The sequence below is a fragment of the Mesobacillus foraminis genome, assembly GCF_004340465.1.
GTDB lineage: Bacteria > Bacillota > Bacilli > Bacillales > Cytobacillaceae > Mesobacillus_B > Mesobacillus_B foraminis.
In genome coordinates this window covers 312,607-328,293 of record NZ_SLVV01000004.1, presented here as the reverse complement: position 1 = coordinate 328,293, position 15,687 = coordinate 312,607, and the positions used below count along the sequence as shown (strand labels likewise).

At 40.2% G+C, this 15,687-nt stretch carries 15 protein-coding genes; 13 read left to right on the top strand and 2 right to left on the bottom strand.

Features of this window, described 5'->3' with window-relative positions; translation table 11 throughout:
- Positions 1–246: 246 nt before the first annotated feature.
- Positions 247–558, bottom strand: coding sequence for a hypothetical protein (locus EV146_RS08410; protein ID WP_132004568.1), 312 nt, complete (start codon positions 556–558; stop codon positions 247–249).
- 537 nt (positions 559–1,095) lie between these two features.
- Between EV146_RS08410 and EV146_RS27505 the strand changes: the two genes are divergently transcribed.
- The 10 genes from EV146_RS27505 (at position 1,096) to EV146_RS08370 (ending at position 11,198) form a co-directional block, all read left to right on the top strand.
- Positions 1,096–1,335, top strand: a complete 240-nt coding sequence (locus EV146_RS27505; RefSeq protein WP_199232667.1) for a hypothetical protein — start codon at positions 1,096–1,098, stop codon at positions 1,333–1,335.
- A gap of 58 nt (positions 1,336–1,393) precedes the next feature.
- The gene (locus EV146_RS08405) at positions 1,394–1,825 is read left to right on the top strand and encodes a hypothetical protein (protein WP_132004565.1); all 432 of its coding nucleotides are present in this window, start codon (positions 1,394–1,396) and stop codon (positions 1,823–1,825) included.
- Positions 1,826–2,539: 714 nt separating this feature from the next.
- Entirely contained in the window at positions 2,540–4,195 is a 1,656-nt protein-coding gene (locus EV146_RS08400; protein WP_132004562.1) for a catalase, read from the top strand.
- Between the two features lie 241 nt (positions 4,196–4,436).
- On the top strand, positions 4,437–5,288 hold the full coding sequence (locus tag EV146_RS08395; RefSeq protein WP_132004559.1) for an STAS domain-containing protein: 852 nt from the start codon (positions 4,437–4,439) through the stop codon (positions 5,286–5,288).
- Between the two features lie 286 nt (positions 5,289–5,574).
- Positions 5,575–6,612: a DUF3231 family protein gene (locus EV146_RS08390; protein WP_132004556.1), complete on the top strand. Its 1,038-nt coding sequence runs from the start codon at positions 5,575–5,577 to the stop codon at positions 6,610–6,612.
- A gap of 162 nt (positions 6,613–6,774) precedes the next feature.
- Positions 6,775–7,713 carry an SH3 domain-containing protein gene (locus EV146_RS08385; protein WP_132004553.1) on the top strand — a complete coding sequence of 313 codons (939 nt, stop codon included), beginning with the start codon at positions 6,775–6,777 and terminating at the stop codon, positions 7,711–7,713.
- Between the two features lie 360 nt (positions 7,714–8,073).
- Positions 8,074–8,310 (top strand): hypothetical protein, encoded by a 237-nt coding sequence (locus EV146_RS26920; protein ID WP_158287051.1) that lies wholly within the window; start codon positions 8,074–8,076, stop codon positions 8,308–8,310.
- 465 nt (positions 8,311–8,775) lie between these two features.
- On the top strand, positions 8,776–8,943 hold the full coding sequence (locus tag EV146_RS26915; protein WP_158287050.1) for a hypothetical protein: 168 nt from the start codon (positions 8,776–8,778) through the stop codon (positions 8,941–8,943).
- Positions 8,944–9,427: 484 nt separating this feature from the next.
- Positions 9,428–9,919 (top strand): GyrI-like domain-containing protein, encoded by a 492-nt coding sequence (locus tag EV146_RS08375; RefSeq protein WP_158287049.1) that lies wholly within the window; start codon positions 9,428–9,430, stop codon positions 9,917–9,919.
- A 289-nt stretch (positions 9,920–10,208) separates the two neighbouring features.
- Positions 10,209–11,198, top strand: a complete 990-nt coding sequence (locus EV146_RS08370; protein WP_132004544.1) for an NAD(P)-dependent alcohol dehydrogenase — start codon at positions 10,209–10,211, stop codon at positions 11,196–11,198.
- 65 nt (positions 11,199–11,263) lie between these two features.
- On the opposite strand, the gene EV146_RS08365 is transcribed toward EV146_RS08370, so the two are convergent.
- Complete coding sequence (locus tag EV146_RS08365) at positions 11,264–12,451, bottom strand: MFS transporter (RefSeq protein WP_132004541.1); 1,188 nt, start codon at positions 12,449–12,451, stop codon at positions 11,264–11,266.
- 82 nt (positions 12,452–12,533) lie between these two features.
- Here EV146_RS08365 and yeiL point away from each other — a divergent pair, with 82 nt between their 5' ends.
- The 3 genes from yeiL (at position 12,534) to EV146_RS08350 (ending at position 15,476) form a co-directional block, all read left to right on the top strand.
- The gene (gene yeiL, locus EV146_RS08360) at positions 12,534–13,205 is read left to right on the top strand and encodes a transcriptional regulator YeiL (RefSeq protein WP_132004537.1); all 672 of its coding nucleotides are present in this window, start codon (positions 12,534–12,536) and stop codon (positions 13,203–13,205) included.
- A 164-nt stretch (positions 13,206–13,369) separates the two neighbouring features.
- Entirely contained in the window at positions 13,370–14,533 is a 1,164-nt protein-coding gene (locus EV146_RS08355) for a DUF4317 domain-containing protein (RefSeq protein WP_132004534.1), read from the top strand.
- Positions 14,534–14,987: 454 nt separating this feature from the next.
- Complete coding sequence (locus EV146_RS08350) at positions 14,988–15,476, top strand: GyrI-like domain-containing protein (RefSeq protein WP_132004531.1); 489 nt, start codon at positions 14,988–14,990, stop codon at positions 15,474–15,476.
- The last annotated feature ends 211 nt before the right edge of the window (positions 15,477–15,687 follow it).

Genomic DNA, 15,687 nt, shown 5'->3' with positions numbered 1-15,687 from the left:
TATGGTCTAACTTTAAAACCCCTTGTGATAGCAAGCGGCACAAACAAACAGGACACCAGAAGGCATCCTGTTTTAATGAAAGGAATGTAAAGTGTGAAATAAAGGTTTGCAATAGTAGAATAGGCCGAACCCGAAAATAATAGCTCTCTGATGGATTCGTACGTTTACATCTTACGGAAGGCCAGTTATAGAGGTCAAGCTAAAGCTTTGAAGATGAGATGATAAAAAGTAATTAATGAAAATTATTTATTTCTGTATCTTAGAGATTATGTTTTGACCATATTTATTTACAGAATAGTAATAAGTGTATGTTGTTCCAGGTTTGAGGTTTTTTTCGTACCAGTCATTTGATGATCTAAACACCATATACTTTCCGGAACTTAATCTAACTTCAAAAGAATTTGTATCTGCCCAACCAATAAAGGTTCCTTTTTCGTAAAGTGATTGCTCAACATTTGACCAGGCTGCCTCCGCCGGCATCGCCATTCCCAGCACCCCAGTAAATAAAGCTCCCATGATGCCAAGTGCCATTAATCCTTTTTTCAATTTGTTAACCATTTTCCATCTCCTCCAATACAATTTATTTTATATGTACTATATATATACCCAAAACTCCTGCAAGAAGATTATTCCTGCCAACTAATCGAAATGATTTGGGTTTTATATCCTCATATATTAATACGGTTGAATACATCAATTAGTTTCTTTTTTCAACGTTTAAATAGTTAAAAATGGTTTTAGTCTCCAGGAAAGAACATGGTTGTGATTACCTGATAATGCCATAAAGTGGCACATCCATGTCAGAATTACAAAAGGGTATATGGTAAAATATGTAGGAGCTTTTATGAATATGGCAATAAAGCAGTTATTGGTTTTATGGTACTTCGAATGACTAAAATCAGGAACTATAAGTGCATAAATAATTGGCGGAAATGTACCTAAAGTTGAATGGAACACCAACAGAAATGTGGGAATTACGTATTCCGTTCAAAAGGTTTTTTAGCTGCCAGCAGGTTCTTATGCCAAGGAATATGAAAGAATAATATTCCATAACGTTCGGGGAGAGCTTTTCTGAAACAAACCGAGAAGAAAAAAATGTATTCTTGTCTATCATTATGCATTCTTCTTATTGGTATTGTGTCCTGGGTTCCTTATTTAGCTTTTAACCTGCAGGAAAACTTCGCAGCACTGACAATGATCCTCAACCCAATAGGATTTTTCTTGGGTGCATTGTCTGAGAGTAAATTTCTTGCACTTGGCAATTTATTAATGGTGTTTAGTATCGTCCCAGTTTTAGTGTTTGTTTATCTGTCAAAAGGATATATCCGCAGGTAGGGGTGTAAACAAACTATAACAGGGTAGCTCTCATAAAGACGAAGAGGGGAATGGGGAATTGAAAATTTTTAAAAATAAATATAAAACATTTTTATTATTTACCATCATTGTTGTCGTAATCAGCTATCTATTGGTCTATAAAGCAGTATTTTTGCCGAACGGATATGATATCATTTCACAGCAAAATAATTCTCTATCCATTAAGGAATTCAATCTATTTGGAGTCAACAAAGGAACAACGAATCTAACTTTCTCGCATAGTGATGACTGGAAAATCGATGAACTGGAACACGAAGTGAGCAGATATAAAGAGTTTTTATGGATTCTTTTAACAGGGATTAGCATCTTTGCATTTTTGCTTTTATATACAAGGAAAAAGGATATTGAATGGAGAAAAGCAACCATGGTAAGTTTAATCATTTTCACGATCTTGCTGCCATCATATTATATAGTTACCTCATTGAATAGGATTCACCAATTAATTTCCTGAAAGGTATGAGACATAGCAGCCTGTCAGCAGTATTTTGTTTATGTGTAAAAGCGTGGCAGCTATTTTATCATCGCTGCGTTTATTCCTGATGTTGCGGAATATAATCCCGATGTCGAGCCATATATTCCTGATAAGGAACAATATATTCCTGATTATTAAAAAAACGACGAATTCTTAATTAAATTCCTTGTAGCCGACTGGTTGTACCAGCCGGTTTTTATTTTGCCCTCATAGGGTTTGCAAGAAATTACAAGTGAGATTCTGATTGCTTATTTCCGAAAATGCGGTTATCGGAAACGGATGCTAGGAAGTAAAGCGCGAAAAGACTTTTTATAGTGACAATCTATTGAAGTCCTTTCCTGAATACTTTCTGTAAACAGTTTCTAGTAAAGAGGTTAGTTGTGGATATTCTGGGGTATAAAGGAAGGTAGTGACGTTATATCCTGGATTCAATTTCGCAAAGGAATACATTGAATAGGCTGTGCCAGGTCTGGCAACTCCAAATACATAATGAATAACCGTTGAAACGATAGGGAGATTCATAGCCTATGCAGGGATCGGAGGATCCTAGTTCCCGAAACACGTTGTCGTAATCAGGCAAAAAATTTAATGTTCATCAAGAAAACACAAATAAAATGTTTACAAACCTTTATTTTGCATAAATTTTCCAATCTTAAGTAAAATAAAGGTGAATAATTTTAGGAGGTTTTCCTTTTGGCAGATAACAAAGATAAGAATGCTTCAAACGAAGAAAACGTGAAACGTGAAACCTTAACTAACCGCCAGGGCCATCCTGTAAGGGACAACCAGAATATACGTACGATTGGTGATCGTGGGCCAGCGACACTTGAGAATTATCATTTCATCGAGAAAATTTCCCATTTCGACCGGGAAGAAATACCAGAGCGTGTCGTGCATGCACGAGGTACTGGAGCCTTTGGATATTTTGAAACGTATGGGAAAGTTGGGGACGAGCCGGTAGAGAAGTATACTCGCGCGAAAGTATTTTCTGGGGCCGGGAAGAAGACTCCTCTTATGGTCCGCTTCTCGACTGTCGCAGGAGCAAAGGACTCTCCTGAAACGGCACGGGATCCGCGTGGCTTTGCAGTAAAAATGTATACCGAAGATGGAAACTGGGATCTAGTAGGAAACAACCTTAAAATTTTCTTTATTCGCGATGCGATGAAATTCCCTGACATGATCCATGCATTTAAAGCGGATCCCGCTTCAAACGTACCGAACCCTGAACGGATGTTTGATTTCGTTTCCCGCACGCCTGAGGCAACTCATATGATTACTTTCCTTTTCTCTCCATGGGGTATCCCTGCAACGTACAGGCACATGCAGGGATCAGGTGTTAACACTTATAAATGGGTAAATGACAAAGGTGAGGCTGTACTGGTGAAGTACCACTGGGAGCCAAAGCAAGGAATCCGAAATCTGACACAGGAAGAAGCAGATTCTATACAGGCCAAGAATGTAGGCCATGCCACACAGGACTTATACGAAGCGATTGAGCGCGGAGAGTATCCGGAATGGGAGCTCTACGTCCAAATTATGGAGGATGATTATCATCCGGAACTGGATTTTGATCCGCTGGATGACACAAAGCTGTGGCCTGAAGATAAGTTCCCATGGCTTCCTGTAGGACGAATGGTGCTGGACCGCAACCCTGTGGACTTCCATGCGGAAATTGAGCAGGCAGCTTTTGGTACAGGTGTTCTTGTCGACGGAATGGATTTCTCAGATGACAAAATGCTGCAAGGCCGTACCTTCTCCTACTCTGATACACAGCGCTACCGCGTAGGTGCGAATTACCTGAAACTGCCGGTGAACGCACCGAAAGCACCTGTTCGAACGAATCAGCAGCGAGGCCAAATGGACATCCGTGATCCGAAAGAGTCCGGAGACAATCCGCATATCAATTATGAACCTTCCATGCTGGGAGGTTTTGAGGAAGCCAGCAAAGAAAATCATCCGCCGCACCAGCCAATGTATAATGGAGCAGCGATAAGTGCGCCAATTGACCGCCCTAACAACTATGGACAGGCAGGCCATACTTACCGCAGCCTGGAAGACTGGGAGCGCGATGAATTAATCAAAAACCTTTCCGAAGCACTTGCTGCATGCAATAAGCGAATCCAGGATGCCATGATTGAGCATTTCACTCAAGCCGATGAAGAATATGGACGTCGCGTTAAGGAAGGCATTGAAAAGAAAATGAAGGAAAAGCAGGAAATGAAGGCGGAAAATATCGTTCCAGGGCGTGAAGCAGGCAAGTCGAAGTATCAAGGAGGCCAAGGTTCTCTATCAGCAAATGAAGCAACAAAAGATGCTGTGAAGAAAAGCCACGAAGCCGATCCTTATTAATCGTTCAAGAAAGTATGATGAGGCTGAACAGAAAGTCAGTGAATATGACTTTCTGGCAGCCTTTTTATATTTTCCTTTTATTCTATATCCTTCGGAACGAGCAGGCTGCATCCAGCTTTTATTAAACCTTATCCATCTCCATAAAAGTCACTCCTAGTGTTCCAATGTATTGTTATTAGCTGAAAATAAATCACTATGATAAAATAAAATAAGCATTTTGAGACGAAAGAGGCATAGAAGGATGGACAATATCTATCAATATTTAATCGCAAACTCCGCTAACATAAGCAAAAAGTGGTTTCAAATGAGAGAGACTAGCAAAACTAACTCGATTTATTCGGCGCAGAGCGATCCAAAAATTGAAAATATGCTGAAAGAGCAGCATGCTTTTACCATTGAAACGATAGCCAGCGCTTTTCTGGATGATCAGAAACCATTTGAGGAGAAATTAGCGATTTGGGCCGATACGGTTGCCAGGAGCAGGGTCGACACCACTACTCCAATTCATGAAGTTTTGGCAGCTTTGGGAAGAACAAGATCTATAATTTGGAACTTTATCAACGACTTTTGTTCAGAGAATAAAGCAAATATCTCTGTAGAGGACGTCCTGAAATGGAGCAGCATCCTCCAGGAAACCTTCGAAAGGCTGTATCAGGAGTTTTCAAAATTGTATTTTGAACTGCTGCTTCAAACGATTGAATCCAGGAAAAATTTGCTGATCGAACTTGGTTCTCCGGTTATACCGATTACCAAATCTGTAGGTGTGCTGCCATTGGTGGGCGATATGGACGTTGACCGGGCTGAACATATTTTGAATACCGTACCGCAAAAGTGCAATCAGGAACACATCTCGCATTTGTTTGTCGACTTTTCCGGAGTATCTGTTTTAAATGAAGTGGTCGTGCACTACATTTATAATCTGGTGGATGTTTTAAGGCTTCTTGGCATTAAGACAAGCTTTTCGGGCATTGGTCCAAAAAGCGCCATGTTCAGTGTGCAGCTGGGGATTGATTTGCGTCGGTCCGACAGCTATAATACGCTGCAGCAAGCCCTTATTAAAAATAAAATTCAAATCGGGACCGATGAACTTTAGAAGCGCCTTGTATGGGCGCTTTTCCATTATCAGATAGTAGGCAAGCAAGCATTTATCTGTAAGGAGGAGTGCTTTTCAACTTTACTAAATAGCTCTGGACTGAACGTTTACCCGTTTTATAAATCTGTAAAAGTGCTCAATGTTGTAACAATACTCCTAAAAGCACGACAGGAAATGATTACACTTACTTCTCTTTCCATTACCTCGTATATTCCATTCTGCATTGTACAGAATAATTATCATCTAAATGCTCAAACTAACGGTAAATAAGGGTAAGGGGTTTAATATGGATAAAATCAAACCAATAAAAATAAGTCCCGGGAAGCTTAGCCCCGATTCTAAAATGACTGCAGTAGAAATGGGGAAGCTTTGGGCCACCTACATGGGAAACTCGATGTCAAGAGGGATTCTGGAATACTATCTTCAGCATATCGGCGACGAGGATATTAAAGTATTGTTGGAAAACGGGTTAACTTTAAGTACTGAGATTTTAAACAGAATCGAAGGTTTCTTCAAAAAGGAAAAATTTCCGATACCAAAAGGCTTTACGGAAGAGGATTATAACTTAAATGCCCCACGGCTGTTCCAGGATGAATTTTACGCGCATTATTTAAAATATGCTGCGAAAGCCGGGCTAAGCATTTACGCTATTGCGCTTCCACTGGTCATGAGGGAGGACATAAGGGAATTTTTTGTTTTTTGCCATGACAAAACAACGATGTTCTTGGGACAAATCAATAATGTCTTGATGGGAAAGGGATTAATTATTAGGCCGCCGGAAATCCCAATCCCCGAGCAAGTAGAATTTGTTTCTAAACAGAACTTTTTGAATGGATTTTTTGGAGAAATTCGTCCGCTTCACGCCCTGGAAATTATCCATTTATATGATAACATTGAGAATAATGCAACCAGTAAAGCCTTGCTGCTTGGGTTTTCACAGACGGCAAAAAGAGAAAGAGTAAAGGACTTTTTGGTGAGAGGGAAGGATATAACTGACAGAACCCTTGAAAAAATGCAATTGACTCTTCAGCATGATAATTTGCCTTCACCATCTCTGCTGGATCACCTGGTAACAGATTCTTCAATTGCACCCTTTTCTGATAAAGTTTACGTTTTTCATAAAGTGGACATGTTCTGCATGAAGATACGGTCCTTTGGCAACGCAATAGCGGTGAATGGAAGAAGGGATATTGGGTTAATGTATTCAAGATTCCTTATGAGTATTGGCATTTATGTTGAGGACGGTGCAAACATTTTAATTGATAACGGATGGATGGAAAAAATCCCTCAATCCATCGATCGGGATCACTTGTCGAAAAACTGATACGACAGACCTAACACCTGCTCCATAACAAGCTGCCACTTTAGGCGGCTTTTATTTTTGAATGAACTATATAAAAATTTTTAATTTTCTTATTATGTTGAAACCATCTCCCTTTTCATAGCGTCTAACGTTTGAATTCGTGATTTTAAGGGGGAATATAATTTGAAGGTATTTATCAAAGCCATTGTTTTATTCACTTTATTGCTGGGTTTATTCGCTTTTCCTATGGATATGGCAAAGGCCTCCGCCGCTCCGTATTCGGGGAAGGTTACAGCCAACGGTTTAAATGTTCGTGCAAATGCCTCCACATCTTCGAAGGTGGTAGGCTGGTTCCAAAAGGGAGACGTGATTCAGATTTACTCAACGAGCAAGGGGTGGGGAGAAACAAGGTTTAAAAACAAAAAAGCTTTTGTATCTCTAAAATATATAAAAAAGATTCCAGTTGTAAAATATACAGGAACGGTCACTTCAAACGGATTAAATGTCCGTGAAAAGGCCTCCGCTTCCTCGAAGGTGGTAGGCTGGCTGCGAAAGGGAAGCGCCATTCAGATTTATTCTACCGGAAAAGGCTGGGGTGAAATAAGGCTGAATAATAAAAAAGCTTACGTGTCCCTGAAATACATCAAGCTTTCTCCAGTAATGTCCTTCAAAAGAGATAAGGCCAAGACATATACTTATACAGTCTATGGTGAAAAAAGAGTATACAAGTATCTATCCTCTTCCACATTCGGAACTCCATATCAATGGAACAAATGGATTGTAGATACGGAGGGGCCTGCCGTTTTTTATGAAAGGGAAACAACGGGTCAATTACAAACGACATCTGAAAATCACGAAGGAAAGTTGGGTAGTCCAACCATTCTATTAAAATATCCAATCTATTTAGGTCAGACCTGGAAGCCTAACCCTAAAAATCACTCATTTACAGTCACTTCCACTACAAAAACCGTAAAAACACCTGCAGGAACTTTTAAAAATGTAATTGAAGTGAAATCATCGGGCCCGGACAGTATTTATTATTATGCCAAGAATATCGGTTTGATAAAGAGCATCGAAAAAGGAAAAACAACGCAGGAACTGCAAAGGATCAGCAAGCGTTAAAAATATCAATATCACATGGGGAAGAACCCGTTAATGGCCGTTTAAGCCAGATAGCGGGTTTTTTGTAACGTTTTTTTCGGACTCAAATTAAAATGTCTACCCCGTTGATGAAGATTGATGGAGAGAATCAAAGAAAAGCACGTCATCAAGCCGATGAAGGCCAAAATGAAACTTGAGTAAGAGAGAAAAGGTCTTCATAAGCCGATGAAGGCCAAAACTGAACTAGAGTCAGAGAGAAAAGGTCTTCATGAAGCCGATGAAGGCCAAAAAGAAACTAGAGTCAAAGAAAAAAGGTCTTCATGAAGCCGATGAAGGCCAAAACTGAACTAGAGTCAGAGAGAAAAGGTTTTCATAAAGCCGATGAAGGCCAAAATAAAACTAGAGTCAGAGAGAAAAGGTCTTCATGAACCTGATGAAGCCCAAAATGAAACTAGAGAAAGAGAAAAAGGTCTTCATCATCCCGTGAAGAATGAAAACAGCTATAGAGAAACTAAAGAGACAAGAAGAACGTCCACAACCCATAGCTTTCTTAAAGAGAATTTATACCAACCTAAGCAGATGCGGAGACAGAAGAAGGATTGTTGGTATGTGGGATAGAACTTATTATTTATCGTAAAATTGGTGATGGACATCACGCCTTAAAAAGTTTGGGATTCAAGTATTTAGGAAATTCCACTCAAAATGACTTCCCTGGAACGTCAATCTAGCAGATATCCCAGCTGGCCACTGCTTATGTATTTTTTTGTCACCGTTATAAATAAGACTATAGGAACACATTAGTGTTTCATAATAATATTATGTTAACAAAATACCCAAAACCCTTAGTATAAAAGTAAACCAGGCATTTGTCTCGAGGCAACCAGGGAACTTATGTCTTTAAGAGACATCTCGATAAGAGGGAGAATGATGATTGATACCAACTAAAAAGTTAAAATTCATGAAAGTAAAAACCTTATTAAGAGAAATATGGTTTCTGCTTGTTCTATCTCAAATGCCGACCTATTGACGATCTTCGGTGTACAGCAGATTTGGAAAAAGGCGTTGAGTATAGCACTCTTTAGTGTGGCAGCGTTGTGGATCATTGACCGATACGTTTCCAATGACCGAAGGATTCTTTTATATAATGGGATTGCTATTCTTCTATTATTCCTTGTTATGGCTATAGCCGCCAGTGAGTGGCTATGGGATCCTTATATAATGGACTTGCGATTGAAGGAAATCAATTCATAACAATATCATGTTTAAACGGAGATAACGAAATGTTTATAGGACTTGGCATTCTAGTACCAGGTTTCTCTTACTGTTGATTGTCCGAAATTTCTTAAGTAGAAAATGGAAACTCATATACTCTGCTTACGGTACCAAGTAATACTATGAAGAAAGTAATTGGAAAATTACAAACAGAAGGAGTGAAGTTTAAAGTTGAAACGCCCAACAGAGGTTTTAATCATCGAATGACCGGTTTTTAGATGACACTCAACATGATATATATGTAAAAAAAGAGGTGGAACACCTTGCTTTTAAAGCAATACAAAAAAAGAAATTAATCCTGCCGCTGATCCGATGTATTTGAGTTTTCGAAATTCAGCCTTAAACACGATAACAAAAGTAAAAGAATGTAAGTTGCGAGACTTCTATTAAAACAAGAAGGTATATAACTAAAAAGATAGAATATCTCCTCTTGTATTAGTAAACCAAAATGGAGGAGATATGGATGCAAATGCTTCAAGTTCAAATACTGGAAAAAGAAGAAATAAGATTGGTCGGTTTTTCAGTAAAGGATAGTCTAAACAATATTGTGAAGAGTAATATAGTGGGAATTTTACGCGAAGAGCTGGTAAACAGAAAAAATGAAATCCCGGGCAAAAAAGGGGCTGATCTTTACTTAATCCAGCTTTATCCCGAATGTATGTGGACTCCTGATGTACCTTACACTCATATCGTTGGAATCGAAGTGAGCGAGCACAGCGATATTCCCAGCGGGATGATCAAACATTGTGTGCCTTCTGGCAGTTACGCGGAATTCATACATAAAGGACCAGAATCAAGCATTGGAAGCACCTACGATTTAATCAATGAATGGCTGGAGAAAAACGGACATGGCGGCTTAAGACCTTTTGATATTGAATTATGGAGAAATATAGATACCCTCGAAAATGACGATAGTACAATAGATATGTATGTACCAATTAAAGCTTCTATTTAAAGATATCCTGTTAATGATCAAGCGCAGAGCTCAGGAACAGGCAATCCGGCAACAATCATTTAGATTTTTTTTTGGTTTGCAAAAAATAGTCGCCAGGAATGATGATGAAACCCTCTCAGCTAACTCGCCATGGATGTAACCCCACTAAGAACGTATCTCCTTTCAGTTTTTGCACGGATAATAATAAAACATGCCCATCCAACTCCAAAAAAGACATAGAATCAATTTGTTCTTTTTATCTGCATCATTCGTAAGATAGATATGAAGCTAATGAATTGGAGGACCATGCATGAGAGCAATAGTGTACAAAAGATACGGCCCACCCGGCGTTCTTCATATGAAAGAGGTAGAAAAGCCTGCTCCCAAGGATCATGAAATACTGATAAAAGTAAAAGCTACAACAGTATCAGCTGCAGACATTCGATCACGGAGTTTCACCGTTCCCGCCGTTTTTTGGCTTCCGGCCCGAATTTCCCTTGGTTTCAGGCAGCCAAAAAAAGAGATATTGGGGGTGGAATTAGCCGGAGAAGTAGAATCTGTCGGAAAAGAGGTTAAGCGGTTTAAGGAAGGGGACCAGGTTTTTGCTGCCTCCCTGGAGGGATTTGGCACATATGCAGAATATAAGTGTCTCTCTGAAAATGGACCGGTTACCCTAAAACCAGCCAATATCTCCTTTGAAGAAGCGGCAGCTATTCCAATTGGAGCCCGTACAGCCCTATATTTCCTGAGAAAAGCCAATATTCGGAGGGGCCAAAAGATTCTCATCTATGGGGCCTCTGGAAGTGTCGGGAGCTATGCGGTCCAGATTGCCAACTATTTCGGAGCAGAAGTGACAGGGGTTTGCAGTACCTCTAATCTTGAATGGGTAAAATCTCTGGGAGCCGACAAGGTCATTGATTACACGGCGGAAGATTTTTCGAGGAGTGGTGAAGTATATGATATGATCTTTGAGGCTGTAAACAAAAGTTCGTTTCAAGCTTGTATGAAAGTTTTAAAAAGAGGCGGTACCTATATAAATGTTACTGAACCGCTTCCAAGCGCTGAAATGCTCTGGTACCAATTGACCAGCGGCAGGAAACTGCTTTTGAGCCGAAATTCACCCGAGACTTCCGAAGCACTTAACTTTCTAAAAGAACTTGTGGAGGCGGGCCAACTAAAAGCGGTCATTGATCGAATCTATAGACTTGAAGAAGTGGAAGAAGCTCATAGCTACGTAGAGAAAGGTCACAAGAAAGGCAATGTGGTCATACGTGTTGAAAACAATACCGAAGCGATATAGTCATAAATCTAATAATAGAAAAGGTATTTACACATTTAAATAAGGTGTAAATACCTTTATTGTTCCTAGAGACTGCTCATATTTGAGTCAGGATACTTTACTTTTTTAAGTTCCAGTTTCCGATAAACAAGAGCAAAAATCATTGAAGGGATGGTACAAATAATCATCCCGATAAAAGCATACCTTGGTTCAATTTCATACAGATATCCGCCGAAGATGGTGAATACCGCCGTGCTCCAGCTCAGTGCCAAAGCCGAATACATTCCTTGTGCCTTTGGAATATCCGCGTTTGGAATATTGTTGATTAAGTATTTCATAAAGGCGTAATGTCCCATTGCAAAGGAGCACGCATGCAGCGTTTGCGCAATACTGAAAACCACAACATTCGGGAAGGCAAATACCAGAATCCATCTGATGGAGGATCCAAGTGCGGCCAACGCAAGCAAGGTCCCTGCTGAAAATTTATGAAAGTACTTATCGGCGACAGTAAAGAAGATAATTTCTGCTATTACCGCAATATTAAGGATGACGCCAATCAGATATTTCGGTGCATGAATTTCCTGTAAAAAAATATAGCCATAATTGTAATAAGAAGCGTGTGCCGCCTGAAGCAGAATGACAATGATCAGCACCAGCCCAAAGTGCCTGATGCGAAATAATTTCAGCATGCCGCCTTTTTTTGCGGGATCAATTTTTGGTTTCTCTGATAAAACCACTGGCGCACGCATAAACCCGAGACATATAAAGACAAGAATGCCGAGTAAGAGCGCCCATAAAATCACTTCATCCCCTAGAGCTCCCGTAAAAAAAGTTAAAATCATGCCGGCGACTACAAACCCGATCGATCCCCACGATCGGCTCTTCCCATAATGTTTTAATTGTTTAGTTTGTACAAGGAACCCGGCTGTACTGTCCAAAGCAGGCATAAGGGTTGGGTAGAAAAAATGTACAAATAAGGTGACCACAAGCAGGCTTGCAAAAGAATTTGCCGGGATATAACTGAGAATTCCGATTAGCGTACCGACGCCCATACCATTTAATAACGTTTTGCTGCTGAATTTTCCCGATAAATAAGGAAACACAAATAAGGTGGAAAGGCCCCTTACAACCAAACCAAGGCTCATAATCAGACTAGCTTGTGAAACCGTAATCCCTTTTGTGTGAATCATCCACCCTGTCCAATAGGGCAGAAACACACCCCATGTTAAATAAAAACTGAAAAACTGTCTGCCCATCCAGCGCTGTGTGTTCATTATGTATCGCCTCCAATAGTTGCATGATATCATGGAGACACAAACTTTAATATGAGATATCTCCTATTTTTGAGGTGGTTCAATGAAAATCTGTACAAACGAGGAAAGACAATCTTACCTGGATGCGTATCCCATTGCGCATTTATTTGCATTTCCAATTGAAGAGTTCATCGAAGTGCATGAATATAAACGGGATGAATGGATGATCAGGGAGGGGATGCGGCCCGATTATTTGTTTTACGTCATTGAAGGAAAAGCAAAAATCTATGTTACGCACCAAAATGGGAAAGTATCCTTGATCAATTTTATCAATGCATATGATTATATTGGCGAAATGGAATTATTGAACGAAGTGTATTATACAAAAGGGATTCGAACTTCCACCAAGACCGTTTGCTATGCATTTCCTTTTCATCTCTGCCGTGAGAAAATGCTGGAAGATGTAAATTTCCTGCGTGAATTGACCAAGTTCTTAAGTGCAAAAGCAACAAAAATGGCCGCAAAGTATTCACAGAGTCTTGCCTTTCCTCTTGAAAACAGGCTGGCGGATTTCATCTTGCAAACAGCTGATGAAGAAGTCTATAAAGAAAAACACGTAACAGTTTGTGATTTTTTAGGTGTCTCTTATCGTCATTTGTTGCATGTGCTCGGACAATTTTGCGAAAAAGGCTATCTGAAGAAGGATGGACGGCGCTATTGCATCCAGCAGTATGACTCGCTGAAGGAACTGGCTGGCAAGCTAAGGAACCAATAAATATGTTTACGTCAGCCAGCTAAGAATATTGGCTTTTCCAACGCAGCACAAGAACTATCAGCTTTTACAGCACCCTTAATGTCTAAGCTATGAAAAACGTTAAAACATCAAGTCTTACTTATTTTTTTTCTTAAAAGTATAATCAGCATTGGGAGATGAGAACTTTGAATAAAAAAGACATTGCCAATATTAGAAAGCAATTTAAATTGGACAACCATCTACTGAAGATATCCGAAATCTTCAATGTTTATGTAAAGAAAGAATCCGGTGAAATTTATCATCAGGCAAGCCAGCCGTTTCAATTGCTGGAACAGGAACATCAGGAAATGTTCCTGGCCAACTTCAAAAAGGTTTTGACTGGCCATCTTGATGCTAAACTCTTTGAACTGAAATTTCAGCGTGACGCGGAAGACAGCACCCAAATGATTCTTTATGATGGACTACAGGCGGATACAACCGAGGATTGGAAAGAGTACATGCTGAACATCGTCGAGAAAATGTTTGCTCATGCTGTGTATGACTTTGATACAGTGGTGACCTTCATCCGGGGAGAATATAAGAAGGCCACAAAAAAACGCGATTCGGAATCAGAACAAGGCGGAGATGACGAGGTATATTCTCATGAATTTATCCTTTGCAGTCTCAATAAAACCGACCAGCCGAAAAAGGCTCTGCTGTTTGACTATATTGAAAAAGAGTTCAAATCCAGCAGTGAAGTGGATCCGATCATTAATTTGGCTTCTCCGTTAACAGGTTTTCTGTTTCCAGCCTTCAATGATTATAGTGCAGATGTGAACCACATTCTCTATTATGGCGGAAAAACAAACCAGCCTGATGAAACGTTTATCGTTGATGTGCTGAACTGTGAAGAAGTAATGACCGCGATTGAAGATAAAGATACCTTCCAGCTGGTCTTGCAGACGGTGATGGGGGAAGAAGTGGATTCCAGGGTCATATCGAATGTGTACGAAGAAATTGACAAAATCGTTCAAGAAAACGAAGAAAACGAAGAGGAAGATGAAGCTCCCAGACTGGATTCCCGTGATATAGAACGGATTTTGACCGTGAGCGGAGTGGAGGATGTCGATACCGCCAAGGTAGAGGGTGCCTTCAAAACCATTATCGATGACGAAAAACATGAATTCAAAGCTAGCAGCTTAGTTCCAAAAGCGGTAAAAATCTCAACGAAGGTGGCCGAAATCGCCATCAATCCAAAGGACCTGAAATATGTAAAATATATAACCTACGAAGGAAAGCGGTGCCTCCTGGTGGAAGTCGATGAAGAGGTCGTAGTGGAAGGGTTCAGGCTCGAAACAAATACTCTGTAGCTGAAGTCTTAGAGAGTGATATTGGCAGCTGGCTCCTAATAAAGAGCTGGCTCAGTTTGTTGACAAAAGGGTTCCGGATTGTTCTCATTCCGAACCACTTTTGGAATTTTATCAGCTTTCTCATGAGAAAAAGACTTCGATATAGTTCCACTTAAAGTTTAGAAACCCTGTTGATTGGAGTGGAAGGCGAGCAGACTCCTGCGGGATCAGCTGGACAGTTGAGACACCGCAGGAGCTTTCGACGAGGAAGGCTCAGCGCGAGCCACGCGGAAAGCAAGTGTCTGGAAGGGAAATCAACAGCCCCATGCGTACTCCAACCAAAAATTGAGCCAGCTCTTAACCAGAGCCGGCTTTTTTGGTTAGTGAAATCCTTTTTTTATAAAAGGATTTTACGAATTAACAAGGAACATAATAATTGGAACTTAAATCGGTGATGGTAAAAGGAGCTGGACAGATGGAAATTAAAATTGTAGAGAGAAATTCAACTCGTATAATTGGAATGAAGATTGAAACATTGCTTCGGGATACACGTGAACAAAGGATTATCCCCAAACTCCAGCAATCATTCAATGAGAGATTAGCAGAGGTTCACGGAACTGTGGGCCTTCCAGCAACTTATGGCATTTTCATAGACCCTCCAAACTACAATCCAGACCTGGATCCTTTTACCTGGATTGCGGGAGTGGAAGTCGAAGCAGATGCTAAGCCGCCAGCTGGGATGGTGTCATATCAACTGCCAAGAGGGACTTATGCCTCGTTGGCATACCATGGCAACATTGACCAGGCTGGAGTTGCCTATGACCAATTGTTCCATTGGATCAATGAGTCAGAGTATGTACAGGCGGGAACTTTTGGATTTGAACTGTATACTGAGGTACATACACCTTGCGAAAGAGAATGTTCAGAGTTTTTGCTTCATTTTCCTGTCCGGCCGAGATCGTAATTTTTTACATAAGGTTAGCACGTGAATAATTGTTCGAGGTACTTAAGTACTCAAGCCCCTGACGGTAGACAAACTTAATGAAAATTAAGAGTCTGCCTGCAGTCAACAAGATAATCAAAGGTACCATTTCAAGTTGGCCGAGTTTGATTGTTTTTCGAAAGAAAGCATCTGCATCAATTCAAACTAGGTATGTATCTAGCTGATAAAGGCT